At 69.8% G+C, this 18,963-nt stretch carries 18 protein-coding genes; 11 read left to right on the top strand and 7 right to left on the bottom strand.

Annotated features, from left to right (window positions below; translation table 11 throughout):
- Window positions 1-52 precede the first annotated feature (52 nt).
- Window positions 53-661, bottom strand: a complete 609-nt coding sequence (locus HII36_RS58175) for a DUF5941 domain-containing protein (protein WP_217370340.1) — start codon at window positions 659-661, stop codon at window positions 53-55.
- An 11-nt stretch (window positions 662-672) separates the two neighbouring features.
- Window positions 673-2,109 (bottom strand): CDP-alcohol phosphatidyltransferase family protein, encoded by a 1,437-nt coding sequence (locus HII36_RS58170; RefSeq protein ID WP_268959686.1) that lies wholly within the window; start codon window positions 2,107-2,109, stop codon window positions 673-675.
- A 177-nt stretch (window positions 2,110-2,286) separates the two neighbouring features.
- Here HII36_RS58170 and HII36_RS34540 point away from each other — a divergent pair, with 177 nt between their 5' ends.
- Both HII36_RS34540 and HII36_RS34535 read left to right on the top strand, forming a co-directional pair.
- Window positions 2,287-3,606 (top strand): bifunctional cytidylyltransferase/SDR family oxidoreductase, encoded by a 1,320-nt coding sequence (locus tag HII36_RS34540; RefSeq protein WP_173527511.1) that lies wholly within the window; start codon window positions 2,287-2,289, stop codon window positions 3,604-3,606.
- 26 nt (window positions 3,607-3,632) lie between these two features.
- Window positions 3,633-5,366, top strand: coding sequence for a CDP-glycerol glycerophosphotransferase family protein (locus tag HII36_RS34535; RefSeq protein WP_217370339.1), 1,734 nt, complete (start codon window positions 3,633-3,635; stop codon window positions 5,364-5,366).
- Here the strand turns inward: HII36_RS34535 and HII36_RS34530 are convergent.
- Window positions 5,320-6,345 (bottom strand): glycosyltransferase family 2 protein, encoded by a 1,026-nt coding sequence (locus tag HII36_RS34530; protein ID WP_173527524.1) that lies wholly within the window; start codon window positions 6,343-6,345, stop codon window positions 5,320-5,322. The two genes, HII36_RS34535 and HII36_RS34530, sit on opposite strands and share 47 nt — an antisense overlap.
- A 70-nt stretch (window positions 6,346-6,415) precedes the next feature.
- Between HII36_RS34530 and HII36_RS34525 the strand changes: the two genes are divergently transcribed.
- The 5 genes from HII36_RS34525 (at window position 6,416) to HII36_RS34505 (ending at window position 11,267) form a co-directional block, all read left to right on the top strand.
- A complete protein-coding gene (locus HII36_RS34525; RefSeq protein ID WP_173527510.1) occupies window positions 6,416-7,861 on the top strand; it encodes an LCP family protein in 1,446 nt (481 codons plus the stop codon).
- A 34-nt stretch (window positions 7,862-7,895) separates the two neighbouring features.
- Window positions 7,896-8,243, top strand: coding sequence for an STAS domain-containing protein (locus HII36_RS34520; protein ID WP_173527509.1), 348 nt, complete (start codon window positions 7,896-7,898; stop codon window positions 8,241-8,243).
- Window positions 8,244-8,387: 144 nt separating this feature from the next.
- Complete coding sequence (locus HII36_RS55970) at window positions 8,388-9,233, top strand: GNAT family N-acetyltransferase (protein WP_217370338.1); 846 nt, start codon at window positions 8,388-8,390, stop codon at window positions 9,231-9,233.
- Window positions 9,234-9,340: 107 nt separating this feature from the next.
- Complete coding sequence (locus HII36_RS34510; protein ID WP_173527508.1) at window positions 9,341-10,294, top strand: LLM class flavin-dependent oxidoreductase; 954 nt, start codon at window positions 9,341-9,343, stop codon at window positions 10,292-10,294.
- Window positions 10,295-10,532: 238 nt separating this feature from the next.
- Window positions 10,533-11,267 carry a DUF4097 family beta strand repeat-containing protein gene (locus tag HII36_RS34505; RefSeq protein ID WP_173527507.1) on the top strand — a complete coding sequence of 245 codons (735 nt, stop codon included), beginning with the start codon at window positions 10,533-10,535 and terminating at the stop codon, window positions 11,265-11,267.
- Between the two features lie 12 nt (window positions 11,268-11,279).
- On the opposite strand, the gene HII36_RS34500 is transcribed toward HII36_RS34505, so the two are convergent.
- The gene (locus HII36_RS34500) at window positions 11,280-11,927 is read right to left on the bottom strand and encodes a hypothetical protein (protein ID WP_173527506.1); all 648 of its coding nucleotides are present in this window, start codon (window positions 11,925-11,927) and stop codon (window positions 11,280-11,282) included.
- Between the two features lie 113 nt (window positions 11,928-12,040).
- Between HII36_RS34500 and HII36_RS55965 the strand changes: the two genes are divergently transcribed.
- Window positions 12,041-12,646: a signal protein gene (locus HII36_RS55965; protein WP_217370337.1), complete on the top strand. Its 606-nt coding sequence runs from the start codon at window positions 12,041-12,043 to the stop codon at window positions 12,644-12,646.
- A 128-nt stretch (window positions 12,647-12,774) separates the two neighbouring features.
- Here HII36_RS55965 and HII36_RS34490 read toward each other — a convergent pair whose 3' ends face one another.
- Window positions 12,775-13,614 (bottom strand): hypothetical protein, encoded by an 840-nt coding sequence (locus HII36_RS34490; RefSeq protein ID WP_173527505.1) that lies wholly within the window; start codon window positions 13,612-13,614, stop codon window positions 12,775-12,777.
- Between the two features lie 151 nt (window positions 13,615-13,765).
- On the opposite strand from HII36_RS34490, the gene HII36_RS34485 reads away from it, so the two are divergent.
- Together HII36_RS34485 and HII36_RS34480 are read left to right on the top strand one after the other, a co-directional pair.
- Window positions 13,766-14,215: a hypothetical protein gene (locus tag HII36_RS34485; protein WP_173527504.1), complete on the top strand. Its 450-nt coding sequence runs from the start codon at window positions 13,766-13,768 to the stop codon at window positions 14,213-14,215.
- Window positions 14,216-14,328: 113 nt separating this feature from the next.
- The gene (locus HII36_RS34480; RefSeq protein ID WP_173527503.1) at window positions 14,329-14,607 is read left to right on the top strand and encodes a hypothetical protein; all 279 of its coding nucleotides are present in this window, start codon (window positions 14,329-14,331) and stop codon (window positions 14,605-14,607) included.
- A 1,202-nt stretch (window positions 14,608-15,809) separates the two neighbouring features.
- Here the strand turns inward: HII36_RS34480 and HII36_RS34475 are convergent.
- Window positions 15,810-16,973: an acyl-CoA dehydrogenase family protein gene (locus HII36_RS34475; RefSeq protein ID WP_173527502.1), complete on the bottom strand. Its 1,164-nt coding sequence runs from the start codon at window positions 16,971-16,973 to the stop codon at window positions 15,810-15,812.
- 124 nt (window positions 16,974-17,097) lie between these two features.
- On the opposite strand from HII36_RS34475, the gene HII36_RS34470 reads away from it, so the two are divergent.
- A complete protein-coding gene (locus HII36_RS34470) occupies window positions 17,098-18,411 on the top strand; it encodes a UDP-glucose dehydrogenase family protein (protein ID WP_173527501.1) in 1,314 nt (437 codons plus the stop codon).
- Between the two features lie 49 nt (window positions 18,412-18,460).
- Here the strand turns inward: HII36_RS34470 and HII36_RS34465 are convergent.
- On the bottom strand, window positions 18,461-18,963 hold a 503-nt coding region (locus HII36_RS34465; RefSeq protein WP_217370336.1), incomplete at its 5' end, for a GNAT family N-acetyltransferase.

The raw sequence follows: 18,963 nt of genomic DNA, 5'->3' as shown, positions 1-18,963 counted from the left end.
TACGTAGGCCCAAAGGGTAGTTGCCTTTGGACCCTCTGCGGGTAATCCGCCGTTAGTCTTGCGTTCCCATCTCGGTGGCATCGACCCCGGATCGGGGCGCGGCGAGCCAGCAGGTGAGGCTCTCCCAGCCGAACAGGCACCACAGGTACACCGCGAGCACGACGTAGCCGGTGGTGACCCAGCCGCTGATGGCGGCCAGCGCGACCAGCATCATGCGGCCGTCCCAGCCCAGGCCGAACGTCGACAGCCAGGGCGGCGGGTAGACGTGCTGGCGGATCCGGTACACCAGGTCGTAGTGGTGGAAGGCCATCGCGCCGAGCACCAGGAAGATCAGCACCGGCGAGATCCCGTGCGCGAACGCGACCGCCGCGATGAAGCTGTACTCGATCAGGCGCAGGATGGGCGGCACCAGCCAGTCGAGCCTGCCGTCGTGCGGGTGGCTGCTGCCCGGCCCGGCCAGCAGCAGCGTGACGGCCGGCGCGAACACCGCCAGCCCGTCGGACGCGGCCACGCCGATCAGCAGCAGCACGCCGGTGACGAACGTGCCCGCCACCACCGGCGGCAGCGGCGGCAGCTGCCCGGCCACGAGCAGGCCCATGGAGCGCGAGAGCGCCCCGTCGTCGCGGTAGGCGACGACCGTGCTGTCGGGCACCGGGGTCATGTGGACGGCTATCACCGTGACGACCTCGCGATCCTGCCGAGCACCTGGTAGGCCGCCGCCAGCACGCCCCAGCCGAGCAGCGCCAGGAACGTCACCCTGGCGTTCCACACCGCGGCCGTGACGGCGATCAGCGCCGTGCGCTCGCCGATGGGCAGAATGATGATCTTCTTGAGCCAGCGGGTGACGCTCTCCCGCTCCATCCGCTGGGCCAGGCCGAGCACGCCGGGCGCGGGACGGTCGCCGCCCGCCGACTCCAGCAGCGAGCGCCTGGGCCGCCCCCACAGCGCGCCGACCCGGCCGGAGTCGGCCACGGCGCCGGCGTAGGTGTAGTCGACGGCGTGCCTGACGACCTGCAGCACCATCGCGGCCACGGCCAGGTGCCAGATGTCCGTCCCGCCCTGGTAGCCGAAGGCCAGGCCGACGTAGACGAGGTATTCCTTGAGCCGGTCCGACATGCCGTCGGCCCAGGCGCCGAGCGGCGAGAACGTCCGGGTGTAGCGGGCGATCTGCCCGTCGAGGCAGTCGAGCGCGAACGACAGGTAGAACAGGAGCGCCCCGGCGATCTGCCCCGGCCTGGTGCCGGCGGAGAACCAGACCGCGGCGAGCAGGGCCAGCCCGAGCGAGATCCCGGTGACGGCGTTGGGGGTCAGCTTCAGCCGTACCGCCGGTTTGACCAGGTATTTCGTCCACGACGAGACAAAGAACGTGGCGAAGAAGCCGTCGTCGGCCTTGACCGAGGTCTCCAGCCTGACCCTGGCCTCGTCCACCTCCGACAGCCTGGACAGGGCGTTGTCGGCGGAGAGCTGGCCGGTCACCCGGTCGGCGTGCAGCGGCCCGAGCACCGCGGCGCGCACTGGCACCCCGGACCTGACCAGGCCGACCAGCAGCAGGTCGACGGCCTCGACCGGGGTGACGGGGCCGAGCCTGCCGGTGTCGGCCAGCTCGGCCAGCTCCTCGGCGATGTCGGCCAGCGAGGCCAGGTCGGCCTCGCCGGTCTGCAGCACGCCGCGGAAGGTGGCGTTCACCTCGGGCACGGTGTGGAACGAGCTGCCGGCCGCGACGATCTTGCCGCCTTCGATCCTGACCGGCGGTCGCATCGGGCCGCCGACGGCGTCGTAGGAGATCAGCGCGGCGGTGTCGCGGGCCGGGTGTTCGAGCAGCAGCGCCAGCGCCTCGGTGTGGGCGACCAGGTCGGCCGGGAGCACGACCACCGCGCCCGACGAGGTCCTGGCGATCCCGGCCACGCCGCGCAGATCGGCCCCGAGCCCGCCGCCCGCGCTCACCACCCGCACGTCGCGCACGGGCAGCACGGTCAGCTGATCGCTGATCCGGTCGAGCAGGGTGCCGTCGGCGCAGGAGAGCTTGCACGCCGGCGTGGTGGCCAGCAGCACGACCGACGTGGTCGCGCTCTCCGTGCTCAACGAGTCCGGGGTCAATGAGTCGGGCAAAGCGCAGGTCTCCTCCCGGTCGCTCGCTGACGCGATGGACGAGGGATTGCGTAGACACAGCGTAGCGACGGGTCAACGGGATATCACGGAACAGGACCGTTACCTGACGGGAAAGTCCGGCCGTGGCGTCATCCGCGCCCCGCGGCCGAGCCGCGGCCTTCCACTACGCTCCGGGTTATGGATTCACGGCTGCGGACGGTCGGTGTGGTGCTCGCGGGCGGCGTGGGGCAGCGGGTCGGGCTCGCCACCCCCAAGCAGCTCGTCAAGGTCGCCGGCCGGGCGATCATCGAGCACACGCTCGCCCTGTTCGAGTCCGCGCCCGAGGTCGACGAGGTCGTCGTCCTGATGACGCCGGGCTACGCCGACCAGGTGCGCGAGATCGTCGCCAGGGGCGGTTTCAGCAAGGTCAGCCAGGTCGTCGACGGCGGCGCGAGCCGCACGGAGAGCACCTGGCGGGCGCTGGAGGCCGTGGGCCGGCAGGAGTGCGACGTGCTGCTGCACGACGCCGTGCGACCGCTGCTGGAGCCGCGGATCATCACCGACTGCGTCCGCGCCCTGCGGACCTACGAGGCCGTCGACGTGGCGATCCCGAGCTCCGACACGATGATCGTGGCCGCACCTGGCCCGGACGGCGAGGTGGTCCGCGACAGCCCGGACCGGCGATGGCTGCGCCGCGCCCAGACCCCGCAGTGTTTCCGCCTGTCGGTCATCCGCGACGCCTACCAGCGGGCCTTCGCCGACCCGGAGTTCGAGCGGCGCCCGGCCACCGACGACTGCGGCGTGGTGCTGCGTTACCGCCCCGACGTGCCGATCTTCATCGTGCCGGGCAGCGAGCACAACATGAAGGTCACCCACCCGGCCGACCTGCTGATCGCCGACCGGCTGTTCCAGCTCGCCGCGGTCGCCCCGGTGCCCGCCGACCGCCGCGCGGCGCTCGACGGCAGCACGGTGGTGGTCTTCGGCGGCAACCACGGCGTGGGCGCGGAGCTGGCCGGGCTGGCGGGCGCGCACGGCGCCCGGGTCCACGCGTTCTCCAGGGCCGAGGTGCGGGTCGACGATCCGCACGCGGTGGCCAAGGCGCTGGCCCACGTCGGCACGGCCGACTACGTGGTCAACGCGGCCGGCGTGGCGCACGAGGGCCGCCTGGCCGAGGCGAGCGACGAGAGCGTGGCCGCGACCGTGGGCGTCACCTACCTGGGCGCGATCAACGTGGCCCGCGCCGCCCACGCGCACGTGCGCAGGTCCCTGCTGTTCTACACCTCACCCGGGCACCTGCGCGGCCGGGCCGGGCGCAGCCTGCACTCCTCGGCCACGGCCGCGGTCGCCAACCTGGCCCAGGCGCTGGCCGAGGAGTGGGCGCCCGACGGCATCCGGGTCAACTGCGTCAACCCCCTCCATACCGGCCAGTCTCCGCGCGCCGTGGCCCAGACCTCGCTGGACGTCCTCATCTCCGGCGTAACCGGGCAAGTCATAGACGTGCGTGTGGACGCCACTTGACCTAGGGGTTGATACCGTGCGATCACATGAGGAAACTCAGCGTGATCGTCGCGCTGCTCTGCTGCTACCCGGCGTTGCTGGTGGCCGCGCTGTGGCCGGCGCCGGTGGCGTTCGGGCTGGTCGCGGTCGTCTCGTACCCGCTTGAATACCTGGCGCCCCGGCGCGCGCGGTGGTTCACCTGCGCGCTGGCCCGGGTGCACCTCGGGGTGACGCTGCGGTTCGTGGCCAGGGAGGTGGCCGCGCTGCTGCTGGTGGCGCGGACGGCCGGCCCCGACTCGCCGTGGTTCGTGGCGCTGGCGGCCGGGCTTTTCGGCGTCCACGGGATGCGGGCCGTACAGGCCGGGCTGGCCCTGCGGCTGCGTCACACGCTGAGCCGGATGCCGATCACCACGCGCAACCTGGACGTGTCCGAGCTGCGCATACCCAAGATGCCGCCGGCCTTCCTCGGCGGTCAGCAGAGCGCGCGTTTCCTCTGTCTCGACGCGCTGCCGGTGCTCGGCTCGGCCTTCGGCGTCGCGGCCGGCGCGCTGGGCGCCGGGCTGGCGCTGCTGATCGGCGCGGCCGCGTCCGTCGCGCTCGTCCCGTACGTGCGCCGCGCCGCCCCGCTCACCGACAAGGACCGGGTGATGGACGTGATCGGCAGGCAGGTCAGCGCCTACCGGCCCGAGGTGATCCTGTACTTCTCCGGCACCCCGTCGTCGGCCTACCAGGCCAGGATGTGGCTGCCAACCCTGGAGCGCATCGGCCGGCGGGCGGTCGTGGTGCTGCGCGAGCGCGGCATGGCCGCGCACCTGGAGGGCACCAGGCTGCCCATGTTGTGCATCCCGTCGTCGGGCGACCTGATGAGCTTCCAGCCGCTGTCCAGCGCCAAGCTCTGCCTGTACGTGGCCAACACCGGCAAGAACGTGCACATGCTGCGCATCCCCACCCTGCGCAGCGCGTTCGTCAACCACGGCGACAGCGACAAGGAGGCCTCGTTCAACCCGTTCTCGCGGGTCTACGACGAGGTGTGGGTGGCCGGGCCGGCCGGGCGCGACCGGTACCGGCGGGCCAAGGTCGGGGTCAGGGACGAGAACGTGCACGAGGTGGGGCGTCCCCAGCTTGAGGGCATCTCCACGTACGGGCCCGGGCTGCCGTACCGGACCGTGCTGTACGCGCCCACCTGGGAGGGCTGGAACGACGACCTGTTCCACACCTCGCTCATCACCATGGGGCCGCGTATCGTGCGCGCGCTGCTCGACCACGACCCGCCGCTGCGGGTGATCTACAAGCCGCACCCGCTGACCGGCGACCGCGACAAGGCGGCCACCCGGGCGCACAAGAAGATCGTGGCCATGATCGAGGCGGCCGAGCTGGCCAAGTCGAAGGCCAGGCACCCGTCCAGCACGACGGACGGCTCGCAGATCAGGCACCTGATCGTCACCGGCCGCGAGCCGCACCTGTACGAGTGCTTCAACCAGTGCGACCTGCTGATCAGCGACATCTCCAGCGTGGTCGCCGACTTCCTGGCCAGCGAGAAGCCGTACGCGGTGACGAACGTGGCCGGGCTGCCCGAGCGGGCCTTCCACGAGCGGTACCCGAGCACCGAGGCGGGCGTGCTGCTCGGCAAGGACCTGGCCGGGCTGGCGGACTTCCTCGATGGTGAGGACACGCTGGCCCTGGCCAGGGTCAAGCTCAGGAGTTACCTGTTCGGCCCGGAGTATCCGGACGGGCTCACCCGGTTCGACGCGGCGGTCGAGCGAGTTTTCTCGGGCTCGTGAGGAAGCCCCAGCCCCAGGAGATGTGCATGGTGGCGTACACGAGGGGCAGCCGCAGCTTGGCCGCGCCGGGCAGCGAGCCGCCGGTCAGCACCGAGCCGGCCAGGATGGCCAGCGCGTAGCCGCCGGGGACGATCAGGCCCAGCGGGAAGAACGGCGAGACGACCAGCCCGAGCAGCATGGCCAGCACCGCGGCGGGCGGGGCCAGGTAGCGCAGGTTGATCGTGCCCTCGTGGGTGCGCGCCACCACGCGCCGCCAGCGGCCGTAGTGGAAGTACTGCTTGGCCAGCGCCTTGACGTTCGGGCGCGGCCGGTAGGAGACGCGCATGCGCGGCTGGAACCACACCAGGCCGCCGGTCTGGCGGATGCGGTGGTTCATCTCCCAGTCCTGGGCGCGCTGGAAGTGCTCGTCGTAGCCGCCGACGCGGTCGAGCGCGGTGCGCCTGAACACGCCGAGGTAGACGGTGTCGGCCGGGCCCGGCGTGCCGCCCACGTGGAAGGCGGCCGCGCCCACCCCGATCTTGGACGTCATCGCGCAGGCCACCGCCTGCTCGAACGGCGTGACGCCCTCGGCGGCCATGATGCCGCCGACGTTGTCGGCGCCGGTCTCCGCCAGGGTCTCGACCGCGACGCGCAGGTAGTCGGCGGGCAGCATGGCGTGCCCGTCGACCCTGGCGATGATGCCGTTGCGCGAGGCGGCGATCGCGGCGTTGAGCGCGTTGGGTGTGCGGCCCGTGGGGTTGGGCACCACGGTCACCCGGGGATCGGCCGCCGCGATGGCGTCGGCGACCTCCTGGGTGCGGTCTTGGGACGGGCCTACGGCGAGCACGACCTCGATCTCGCCCGGATAGCTCTGGGCGAGCACCTGATCGACGGCCTCGCGTAGGTGCCGCTCCTCGTTGAGGACCGGCATGACGACGGAGATGGGCGGCCAGCCGCGCGTCTCCGCGGGCGCGTGCGGCGAGTCGGGGAACTGCTTCATGGCGGGGCTCACGCTACTGTACGACCAGGGGAGGAAGGCAATCGAAAGCCCGACACTGAGGGGAAAGCACATGCACGACCCGGGTGACGATGACGCCGGAGTGCACGTGGGCGGGGACGCCTACGGCGGCGTCAGGCTCACCCCCGCACGTGCGCGCAGGCCGCTCAAGAGCGCCAGGGCCAGGCGCCGCAACGTGATCATCGCCGGTCTCCTGTCGACGGGCGTGCTGGTCGGCACCGGGGTCGTGTGGGCCACGCCGCGCCAGATCGGCACCGTCGACGCGGGCGTCACCCGCACCGGGTCGAGCGGGGCGGAGAACATCCTGCTCGTCGGCGTCGACAAGCGCGACGACCTCACCAGGCAGCAGCAGAACCTGCTCAAGCTGGGCCGCGAGTCCGGTCAGCGCACCGACACCATGATGGTGATCCACCTGTCGGAGGACCACAAGAAGATCACCGTGGTGAGCCTGCCGCGCGACACCTGGACCACCATCCCGGGCAAGGGCGAGCACAAGATCAATTCGGCGTACCAGTACGGCGGGCCGAAGCTGACGCTGCAGACCGTGGAGCAGGCCACCGGGCTGAAGATCAACCGCTACATCGAGGTGAACGTCCTCGGCTTCATCGACGTCGTCGACTCGCTGGGCGGCGTCACGGTGTGCACGCCGGTGCCGATCAACGACCCCAAGACCGGGCTCAACCTGACCGCGGGCACCCACCAGCTGCTGGGCGCCCAGGCGCTCGGCTACGCGCGCACCCGCGCCACCCTGCGCTCCGACCTCGACCGCATCGGCCGGCAGCAGCAGGTCATCTCGGCCCTGCTCGACCGGGCGCTGAGCGCCGAGACCCTGGCCAACCCCGGCAAGCTGGCCTCGTTCGTCAACTCGACGCTGAGCACGATCAAGGTCGACCCCGACGACGGGCTGATCGGGCTGGCGCAGCAGCTCAGGGACGTCTCGCTGGACGACGTGAAGTTCGCGGACGTGCCGCTGTCGAAGGTCAACTTCACCTCGCCGACCGGCGAGTCCGCGGTGTTGTGGGACAAGCAGGCCGCGCGTGACATGTTCGCCAAGATCAACGCCGACCAGGATCCGGCCAAGCCCACCCCCACCGCCAGCGCTTCGCCGTCGGTGAAGCCGACGCAGGCCGCCGTCCCGCCCGAGCGCATCACGCTGGAGGTGCTCAACGGCACGCTCATCACCGGCCTGGGCGCCCGCACCAAGGCGGGGCTGGTCGCGGCCGGCTTCAAGGTCCCCGACGAGCCCGGCAACACCAAGCGCAAGGACTACAAGAAGACCGTGGTCCGTCATCCCGCCGGTCAGGAGGCCGCCGCGCGGGCGGTGGCCGCGGTCATCCCCGGCGCGGACGTACGGGAGGCCGACGTCGAGGGCATCGAGGTCATCGTGGGCAGCGACCAGCCGAAGGTGAAGAAGACCAAGCCTTCCGCCGCGCCTTCTGCCAAGCCGAGCGTTACACCAACCACGAAAACGGCAATGCAGAACATATGTAAGAAATAGGCATATCTTTCGGCTGTTCGGGCAGGTGTGGCCCATGGTGGTCAGGTCTTGGCGGGAGGACCCCTGTACGTTGCTGCACGTCGTGGGGGACCTCGACGTGGCGGGTGCCCCCCGGTTGCGGGCGGAACTGGATCAGGCGATCGCTTCGGCGGATCCACTCAACCTGATCGTCGATCTCACCGAGGTGCCGTTCTGCGACTCGGTGGGGCTCGGGGTGCTGGTGGCGACGCTCAACCACGTCCAGCAGGCGCACGGACGCATGATCCTGGTCCTCGCCCCCGGCATGATCAGCCATCTGCTCACCATCACGAACCTCGACCGGCACTTCACCACGAGCGATTCGGTGAGCGAGGCCCGTGCCGCACTGGACGCGGCGGCGTAAAATGGATCAGAACGGAGAGGAGGTGTGCGAGACGATGCAGGCATCTGCCCGATCCGGTCATCCAGGGGCACACCTCCCCACGGCCGCGTAGCCTCGCGCTCGTGGCCGCACGGAGAGCCCCCTTGAGGTGTGGAGGCTTTCACGTTGTCCGATCAGTCCTCGTTCGATGAGTTTCCTGAGCCCGCGCGATCGCAGTTGGTGTCGGCCTTCGACGAGGGCCAGACCCGGCCGGAGTGGTGCTTCGCCGACGGCCAGGCGCGGCTGGCGTACTGGGCGCCCTTCGCGGGCGCGGAGCCGGTGACCATCTGGCAGTTCGAGCCCGGGCCCGACCCGGTGGCCGCGGCCGGGTTGCTGACGCGCAGCCTGGCGGCCATGGAGCTTACCAAGATCATCCATGACATCTCGCTGAAGCCCGGCCTGACCCCCGTGGTGGATCGTGCCGTCCAGCACGAGGCGCTGACCAGGGCCGGGTTCGTCATGGAGGTCGAACGGCTGATGCTCGAATGGCTCGCGGGCAGCGACGTGCCCGTCGATCCCGGGCGGCTCGACTACCGTCCAGCCCGCAGGATGTCCCCCGACGAGGTGCTCGACGTGCTCATTCGCATCTCCGAGGGCTCGCTCGACCACGACACGCGGGTCGAGGTGGCCACCATGGGCGCCGCGCACGAGGCCCGATGGATGTACGACGACCTGCTGAGCCGCAAGGCCAAGCCGGACTGGTTCGTGATCGGCTACCTGGGCGACTCGCCGGTCGGGCTGGTGGCGCCCGATCACCACTCCATCGCCTACATCGGGGTGCTGCCCGAGCACCGCGGCCGGGGATACGTCGACGACCTGCTGGCCAGGGGTACCAGGACGCTGGCCGAGGCGGGGTTGGAACGCATCATCGCGGCGACGGACGTCGACAACGTGCCTACGGCGAAGGCGTTCACGCGTGCCGGGTACTCGGAGGTCGGCCGCCTGTTCCGGTACTACTGGAGGATCGCGTGACCGGGGCTCGGATGTGACTTCGCGTGACCGGAGCTTGGATGCGACTTCGCGTGACGTGCGACCAGCGGTTCTGTGAGATTTCGCGTGATGTGTGACCGGAGGCTTGTATGCGACTTGGCGTGATGTACGACCGTGACCTGCCGCCCGAGGGGCTGATCCCGTTCGCCCGGGCGCTCGACGGCACCGCGGTCGACGACCTGTGGGTGGTGGAGGACCTGGGCTGGACCGGCGCCGTCTCCTCGGCCGCCACCGCGCTCGCGGTCACCTCCCGCCTGCGGGTGGGCATCGGCATCACGCCCGCGCCGCTGCGCAACCCGATGCTGCTGGCCATGGAACTGGCGAACCTGGCCAGGATGCACCCCGGGCGTCTGGCGGCCGGCGTCGGTCACGGCGTCCAAGACTGGATGCGCCAGGTCGGGGCGGCGGTCTCGTCCCCGCTGACGCTGCTGGAGGAGACGATCACGGCCGTGCGGGCGCTGCTGCGCGGCGAGAGCGTGACCCTGCACGGCAAGACCGTCCACCTGGACGGCGTGCGGCTGGTGCACCCGCCGGCCGAGCCGCCGCCCGTGCTGGCCGGGGTGGTGAGCCCGCGCTCGCTGGCCCTGTCAGGACGCCTCGCGCAGGGCACCATCGTCCCCGAGGGCCTGGGCCCCGCCCAGTTCCCCACGATCCTCGACCACATCGCGGCGGGCGAGGCCCATGGCGCGGCCGACAAGGCCCACTCCACGACGGCCGACAAGGCCCACCTCACGGCGGCCGACGAGGCCCACCTCGCGACGGCCGACAAGGCCCACTTCGCGGCGGCCGATGACCACGAGCTGGTGGTGTTCACGTACCTGTACATCGGCGCCGACGCGCACGCGGCCACCCGCGAGAAGGCGGCCGAGCAGGCCGCGTTCCTCAAGGTCTCGCCCGATGAGGTGGTGATGGCGGCGGGGACGGCGGAGGAGGCGGCCGCGGCGGTCAAGAGCCTGTGGGCGGCGGGCGCGCACACGGTGGTGCTGCGCCCCATCGGCCCCGAACCGCTCGCCCACGTCACCGCCCTCCAGACGGCCCTGTAGCCGGGACGTTGGGCCGGGACGTTGGGCCGGGACGTTGGGCCGGGACGTTGGGCCGGGACGTTGGGCCGAAACCCGAAGCCGGCCCGTGTAAGCCGAGGCCTGTAGCCGCAAATCTGTAGCCCAGACCTGTAGCCGAGACCTGTGGCCGAGACCTGTGGCCGAGATCGGCCGGATGGCCGATCTCGGTCGGTCAGATGGCCGATGGGGCGCCTGTGGCCCCGCTGCCAGCATCGTGACCATGAGGCGAATCCTGGCAGGGACGGCGATGGCGCTCGCGCTGACCGCCGTGACGACCGGATGCGGCGTCGGGCTCGACGCCAAGGAGGTCCACGCGACCGAGGCGTTCCCCTTAACCGGCATCCAACTGACGATCAAGTCCTCGCTGGGCGGGGTGCGCGTGCTGCCCGGCACCGGCACGTCCATCGAGGTGGAACGCTGGACCCGGGGCAAGGCGTCCAACTCCCCCACCTGGTCGCTCAGGGACGGCACGCTGCGTCTCAGCGCCCACTGCACGATCGTGTTCGGCGACTGCGGCGCCCGCTACCACGTCCGGGTCCCGCCCACCGTACGGCTGACCGTCGAGACCGGCGACGACGGCGTGATACTCAAGGACCTCACCCAGGACGTGGACGTGGTCTCCAGAGGCCGCATCCAGGTCTCCGGCACCTCGGGCAGGCTCCGGCTGCGCGGCGAGGACAGCCCGATCACCGGCGACGGGCTCAAGTCGGGCGGCGTGCGGGCACGAACCTTGAGCGGCCTGATCGACCTGGCCTTCGTCACCCCACCGGCCGACCTCGACCTGCAGTCCAGGGACGGCGGCGTGACGGCCACCGTCCCCAGGGGGTCCTACAAGGTGACGGCGCGGAGCACGGACGGGACCGCGCGCTCGGAACTCGAATCGGCCGAGGACGGCGACCGGACGATCGTCGCCCGCAGCACCACGGGCCACGTCCGCGTCCGCGCCGCCAAGTAGCCCACGGACGATCTAGTCAGCCGGGCCGCCGACGCTCTCATCGCTCAGCCTGTCGATGATCCGGTCGGCCGGCCTGTCGGCAATTTGGTCGGCCGGCCCGCCGGCGCTCTCATCGCTCGGCCCGTCGGCGATCCGGTCGGCTGACCCGCCCGCGCTCTCATCGCTCGGCCTGTGGGAGATCTGGCCGGCCGGCCTGCGGACGATCTGGGAGATGCGCTGGTGCGACAGCAGCAGCAAACTCCCCACGTCGCGCGTCGTCCACCCCCTGTCGAGGAGCGTGCGGGCGGCGTGCCGCACCGCGTCCCGCTCCGCCTGCTCGGCGTACGCGCGCTCGTAGCGTGCGTCCAGGACGGCCGCCAGAAGGGCGTCCTCCTCGGGATCGGCGGGCACGACGTGGACCGCGGCCAGGCCGGGCTCGCCCGCCACCGCATCGGAGATGAGACGGCCGACGCCGCGCCGGGCCTCTCGCCACGACTTTCCCTGCGCCTCGACGACCCGCCCGCCGGGGAGGTCGCGGCAGGTGGCGGTCCAGCGTTTCCCCGTGCGGGTCATGGTGGCGGTGTAGTAGTCGGTGACCTTGGGCAAGCCCTCGATCTCGGCATCGGTCGCGAGGTCAGGTGAATCGAAGATCACTTCAAAGTGTTTCGACATGATCGACAACGTCGATCGTTCCCCAGGGAGCCGTCTAGTACACCTAGCCAAATCCCGGCAAGCCGAACTGGACAAACACGCAGAAGACCGACGAAGACCTTGATCGGACCTACCATGTTCGAATGTTCCAAGGCTCCCCCCGCTTATCGCTTGTCCTGACGATCGGCCTGCTCAGCGGCTGCGGGATGGCCCGGCAGGACGTCACCCAAGGCATCCCCGCCTCCTCGCCACCGCCGCAGGTCGCCGCGGAGCCGAGCATCCCGCAAGGCCGCTGGTGGACGTGGGCATGGGCCGAGCCCCAGGACACGAACCCCGTATGGAACAGGACCGGGGAGTTCTGCGACCGGAATCAGCCCGACGACGTGTGGTTCCTGGCCGGCACGTTCGGCGGCACCCTACGCCGGTCCTGCACGGTGCCCCCGGGACGTCCGCTGGACTTCCCGCTGGTCAACAAGACCGACACGGAATCGGGCTGCCGGACGTTCATGGCCACGGCGAAGGGCAGGGCCGTACTCGACGGAAGGACGATCAAGCCGGAACGGCTGGAAGAGGACGACGTCCTGGTGACCGACGCGGGGGTCACCGACACCACCTTCGCCTGCGGCCTCTGGGTCCGGCTGGAACCGCTGAAGCCCGGCCGGCACAGGCTGATCATTCGCGGCTCGTCCGGCACCTTCCGCACCGGCGTCGACTACACGCTCACCGTCCAGAACCACCAGCGCGCCTAACGAAAGGCGCCACCAAGAAGGCCAGAACCACAACCCCGCCCCGGAATGGCGTGCCGGGTGTCGCCCCCTGCGCCGTCATCCACCCCGGCGAACCGCGAGAACGGGCTCCAGACGCGAATGCGGCGACGCTAACAGTTCCGATTGCCCTCGACCTGATTGGAGTCGGAGATGCCGGGCTCATGCGTGTCGAAGACGTAGAACACCGCGGGCAGGCCCTGCAAGTCCGGCCACAGCGCCGCAAATGACCCGCCCGATTCGAGTTTGAGGTGATAGGCCGCCCCGATCCGATCGGCCCGCAGGCGGGGACACCGTTCCATCCGGGCGATGACCTCCCGCCGGTGCATGACCGGCTCGAAATAGATTTCCTCAACCCCCGGCAGGCTGCGCAATTTCTCCTCAATGATTGCGCGCTCGGCACCGGTCACCTGCCCCCGGTCGTTACAGGGACCGGCATTGTTCTCCTTCGGAGGACACACCAGAATCGTGATGTCGGCCTTGTCATGCCAGAAAGACGTCCGCTCCACCCGTGGATTGGACAACCCCGGAATCGCAGCCAGGCGCCGCCGAAGCGCCACCACATCCATCCCCGGACCGAACTCGACGACATACTGATCAGGCCACGCCATGTGCGGCGACATATCCTGATCGTTCCTGAGCGCCTCCGCCGCCCTCTCTCGCCCGCTTCTCAACCGCACACTCACCGCGCCAGGAAGTTCCCGCAACGCCTGCTCGATACGTCGCCTGTCAGGCTTGACCGCGCAGGTGGTTCCCTCGAATCGCGCATCGCATACCAGCACCGTGGACCTGGCGGTATCCGGCCAGGGCCCATCAGGCGGCGAACTGACAGCCGGCACATCCCGCCCGCGATCCCAACCCAGAAAACCGACCGCGAGAACCACGACAACCAGCAATACAACAACAACAAAAACTAAATACCGTCGAATACGAACACGAGATCCAGCCGCCACGGACAGACACTGTGTCGGCCACCAGTTCCCTCGTCAAGGCAGCCCATCCGCATAGCCCCGAACCAGACGAACCGAACAGAGCCGGCCCGAACGAGAGACCCCGTGCTCCACTGGGGTGATGACAAGTGCGATACCCAGCATCATCGCGGTCGTGGGAACCCTGCTCGGAGTCGCAGTCACATACGCGTTCCAGGCTCGTACGGCCAGGCAGTCCCGCCAGACCGCGCGAGAAGACCGACTCTGGCAGGAGCGATTAGCCGCCTACAGCACCTTCGCCGCCGCCCTGACCGACTTCAGGAAGAGCCAGAACGACCGGTGGCACCGCGAACAGGAGGACCCTCGGAGCGCGGCGTTCATCACGGCACGAGACGAGTCCTATCAGAAACGGGCCGACGCCACCTCAGCCCTCTTCAGACTGCGCCTTCTCACCGCGAACAAGACACTCCACGAACTCGCGTCGGCCGCGCTGAAACTCACCGAGGAAATCCCATCGGGCACCGACGAGCAGGACCGAAAGAATCGAGGACGCCAAGCGCGCCACGCCTTACTGGACTTCACAGAAGCAGCGGCAGCCGAGGTCAGGCAGACCGACAGCCAGTAGGCCTGTCGATCAGTCCCTCTGTGCTGCGGGACAATCGAGCCGTGAGAATACCGGCCGCCTGCCTTGCCCTCGCGTTGTTGACGTCCTGCGGATACAGCGAGGAGCAGCGCGTCATGCGCTCGCTCGTCGAGATGGAGCAGGTCGCACGCACAACCGGACCGACCGACGACTCGACCGACCAGCCACAGGAGATCGGGGAGGCCGAGTTCCAAGCGATCTACCGAGAGGGCGACCGCGTCTATTTCAAGGTGGGCGAGAACGGGCCCAGCGTGGATCCCTACGGTTACGTCTGGAGCCCCTCACGCACACCGGTAGATGACTCCAATCCGTCGGTCGCTTCGTCCTTTGAACACATCCAAGGCCCTTGGTATCGCTGGAGCGACAGCTACTGACGCCGAGCCGCCCGGCGGAGACGCGAAAAACTCGCGTGAGGCCGACCGAGGAATCCTTCAGCCGCGCCACTCACTCTTTCGCGCGTGCGGATCTCGCGCATTGCTCGCCAAGCACGAAACTCTTCGACCAGCCATACGCCTCGTCAAGCACGAAACTCTTCGACCGGCCACGCACCCGCCCGAGCTCAACGACTCAGCATCGCCTCGTATGCGATCATCGGGGGAGGGATGACAACGAGAAAGGCTCATGGTCGCTGACCGCCGGCTGGCGTGGCATGCGTCCCTTCCGGACCGCTACGCCCCTTACGAGGTGCTGGCCGCGACCATCGACCACGGCGGCCGACTCGTCGCCCTGCTGGCCGACCCCGCCCAGGTCTTCGCCCCCCGCCCGCACTCCTCCGATTCCCGGCGGTTCCACGCTACGACGCGACCGCCGTCATCTGCGACGGGGCCGAGACCCGCGAGATCCCGCTGCCGGATTTTCGATCTCTGGTTCACCGGCATCGACACTCTCGGGGATGGCATCGTCCTGGCCGCCGCCCGCTGTGAGCCGGCGGGCATCAGCAGCGAGCGCCGCCACGGGCCGGTCCCCGAAGACGACCTGCACCTCACCGCCAACGTCAGGGCGTTCGACGGGAACGGCCAGCCCCGCTCGGCCTTTACTCCGGAGAGAGCCCATCGACAGGACGACACGATCACGGAGAAGGCCTCGAACGTCTGCCTCTCTCAAGCGGCCGTCATCCCGCCGGCTGGGCGCAGGGAAAGATCGGCAGGGACGGCACGCTGTGGCTGCACGAGGACGGAGATCCCCGGCACTGGTACCGCTACGAGCTGGCGGCCTAGCTTCGAGCCACGCATCAGCGCCCACGATCGATGGATCGACAGCGAGGGCAACCGGCCGGCTTCGCTCCGGAAGACCACTGGCGGATTAGCTTCAGAGAACCACTGGCCAGCTTCGCTTCACAGGCGAGCGCCTGATCAAGGAACTCGGGATTGATCCAACGGCCAACGAGAGGGCGAAGCGGCTTTTGAGCTGGGGGTTTGGGGGGCCGCGCCCCCCAATGTCACAGCCCGAACCCCCCAGCGCGAAGCGCCCCACCGTGAGGACCACGCCCTTGAGCCGGGGGCTTGGGGGCCGCGCCCCCCAATGTCACAGCCTGAGCTCCCTCAGCGCGAAGCGCCCCCGGCGAAGACGATGCCCTTTACTTCAGGAGCTGCCGAGCCATCACCATGCGCTGGATCTGGTTGGTGCCCTCGTAGATCTGGGTGATCTTGGCGTCGCGCATCATGCGTTCCACCGGGAACTCCCTGGTGTACCCGTACCCGCCCAGCAACTGCACCGCGTCCGTCGTGATCTCCATGGCGGCGTCGGAGGCCGCGCACTTGGCCGCGCTGGACAGGAAGGTGAGGTCCTTCTGGGGTGCGCCGTTCATGGCGAGTTCCGACTTGGCCGCGGCGTGGTACGTCAGCTGCCTGGCCGCCTCGAGCTTCATGGCCATGTCGGCGATCATGAACTGCAGGCCCTGGAAGTCGGCGATCGCGCGGCCGAACTGCTTGCGTTCCTTGACGTAGCCGATCGCGTAGTCCAGGGCGCCCTGGGCGATGCCGAGCGCCTGGGCGGCGATGGTGATGCGGGTGTGGTCGAGCGTGGCGAGCGCGGTCTTGAAGCCGGTGCCCGGGGCGCCGATCATGCGGTCGGCCGGGATGCGGACGTTGTCCAGGATCACCTGGCGCGTGGGCGAGCCCTTGATGCCGAGCTTCTTCTCCTTCGGGCCGAAAGAGACGCCTTCGTCAGTCTTCTCCACGACGAAGGCGGAGATGCCGCGCGCGCCGGCCGACGGGTCGGTGACGGCCATGACCGTGTAGTACTCGGACACCCCGGCGTTCGTGATCCACATCTTGGCGCCGTTGAGCACGTAGTGGTCGCCGTCCTGGACGGCGCGCGTCTTCATCGCGGCCGCGTCCGAGCCGGCCTCGGCCTCCGACAGCGCGTACGAGAACATCGCCTCGCCCTTGGCCACCGGCGTGAGGTAGCGCGCCTTCAGTTCCGGCGACGCGGACAGCAGCAGCGGGACGGTGCCCAGCTTGTTCACGGCCGGGATCAGCGACGACGAGGCGCAGGCCCGGGCCACCTCCTCGATGACGATCACGGTGGCCAGGGCGTCGGCCCCAGCGCCGTCGTACTCCTCGGGGACGTGCACGGCGTGCAGGTCAGCCGCGACGAGGGCCTTGTAGACGTCCCAGGGGAACTCCTCTGTCTCGTCGGCCGCCGCGGCGTGCGGGGCGATCTTCTCGTCGGCCAGGGCGCGGACCGTCTCCCTGAGCATGTCGTGCTCTTCGGCGGGCGCGTAGAGAGGGAAGCTCATGCGTCAAATACTAGGACGTCCGAGCATCTTGTTACCAGCGGGTACGGTTTGCGAACAGGAGCAGGTGGCACGAAGGAGGTAGCGAGGGCCGGTAGCATGCCTGGCGATCGAAAGGAGCGCACTCGTGCCATATCGCCTCACGGTGATCGGGACCGGATACCTGGGCATCACGCATGCGGCCTGCATGGCGGATCTCGGATTCGACGTCCTGGGCCTCGACATCGACGCCGACAAGATCCGCCGACTGAACAACGGTGAGCTCCCGATCCACGAGCCCGGGCTGGAGCCCGTGCTGCGCCGTGGGCTCGAGTCCGGCCGCCTTCGCTTCACCACCTCCTACGAGGAGGTCGCCGCCTTCGGCGACGTGCACTTCGTCTGCGTCGGCACCCCGCAGAAACGTGGCGAGTACGCCGCGGACGTCTCCTACGCGGACGCCGCGATCGAATCCCTCGCCCCGCTGCTCGACCGGGCCTGCCTGGTGGTCGGCAAGTCCACCGTGCCGGTGGGCACGGCCGAGCGCCTGGCCGACAAGATGGCCCGGCTCGCTCCTGCCGGGTCCGAGGCCGAGCTGGCCTGGAACCCCGAGTTCCTGCGCGAGGGTTACGCCGTCCAGGACACGCTCAAGCCCGACCGCATCGTGATCGGCGTACGCACCGAACGTGCGGAGAAGGTGCTGCGCGAGGTGTACGAGCCGCTGGGCGACGTTCCTTTCGTGGTGACCGATTACCCCACGTCCGAGCTGGTCAAGACGGCGGCGAACGCGTTCCTCGCCACCAAGATCTCCTTCATCAACGCGATGGCCGAGGTCTGCGAGGCGTCCCACGCCGACGTCAAGCAGCTGTCCGAGGCGCTGTCGTACGACGACCGCATCGGCGGCCGGTTCCTCAACGCCGGGCTCGGCTTCGGCGGCGGCTGCCTGCCCAAGGACATCAGGGCCTTCATGGCCCGCGCCGGCGAGCTCGGCGCCGACCAGGCGCTGACGTTCCTGCGCGAGGTGGACGCGATCAACATGCGCCGCCGCGCCCGCATGGTCGACCTGGCCCGCGAACTGGCCGGCGGCTCCTTCCACGGGTGCACGGTCGGCGTGCTCGGCGCGGCCTTCAAGCCGAACTCGGACGACATCCGCGATTCCCCCGCACTCGACGTCGCCGTGACGATCGGCCACCAGGGCGGGCAAGTCACCGTGTACGACCCGATCGCGCTCGACAACGCTCGTAAGGCTCACCCCGAGCTGAACTACGGCACGTCGGCCATCGACGCCGTTCGCGGCGCCCACGTGGTGCTGCTGCTCACGGAGTGGCAGGAGTTCGTGGAGCTGGACCCGGAGGAGCTGGGCGCGGTGGTGGCGACCCGCCGCATCGTGGACGGACGCAACGCGCTCAACGCGGAGACGTGGCGCTCGGCCGGCTGGCACTACCGGGCACTCGGCCGCCCCTGATCCCCCTTCCCGTCAAAGACCTGAAAGCCGAGAACCGGGAGCGGCGGGGTCAGGCGAGATGGCGGGTCCACTGCGTGTAGATCGGGCGATAGCCCTGCCGGGCCCAGAACACCGTGGACAGCGGGTTCGGCAACGCGTGGTGGAGCGTCATGGTCCGCACCCCCGCCGCCGCGGCGTGCGCGTGCACCCGGGCGATCAGCGCGGACGCCACTCCCCGCCCTCTGGCCCGCGCCGGTACGAACACCGTGCCCACGTACGCCACCGGCGACGCGTGCACCTGCTGGGCTATCCACTCGCAACGGGCCGGCGACATGACGGTGACCATCCCGGTCACCGCGCCGTCGAGCTCCGCGACCCAGCACCAGTGCCCGCCTTCCACCAGCACCTGGTGCGCCAGGTCCAGCCTGATGGCCGCGGGCGTGGACGGGCGTACGGTGACCCAGCCGAACTGGGCGTCGAAGGCCACCAGCCGCTCGGTGAGCACCGCGACGGCCTCCAGATCGTCCAGGGTGGCCCGCCGCACCAACGGCGCCCCAGCGGTCACCACAGCCC

This window comes from Nonomuraea antri (assembly GCF_013283785.1).
In the GTDB taxonomy this organism is placed as follows: domain Bacteria; phylum Actinomycetota; class Actinomycetes; order Streptosporangiales; family Streptosporangiaceae; genus Nonomuraea; species Nonomuraea antri.
This window is presented reverse-complemented; position numbering and strand designations above follow the sequence as displayed.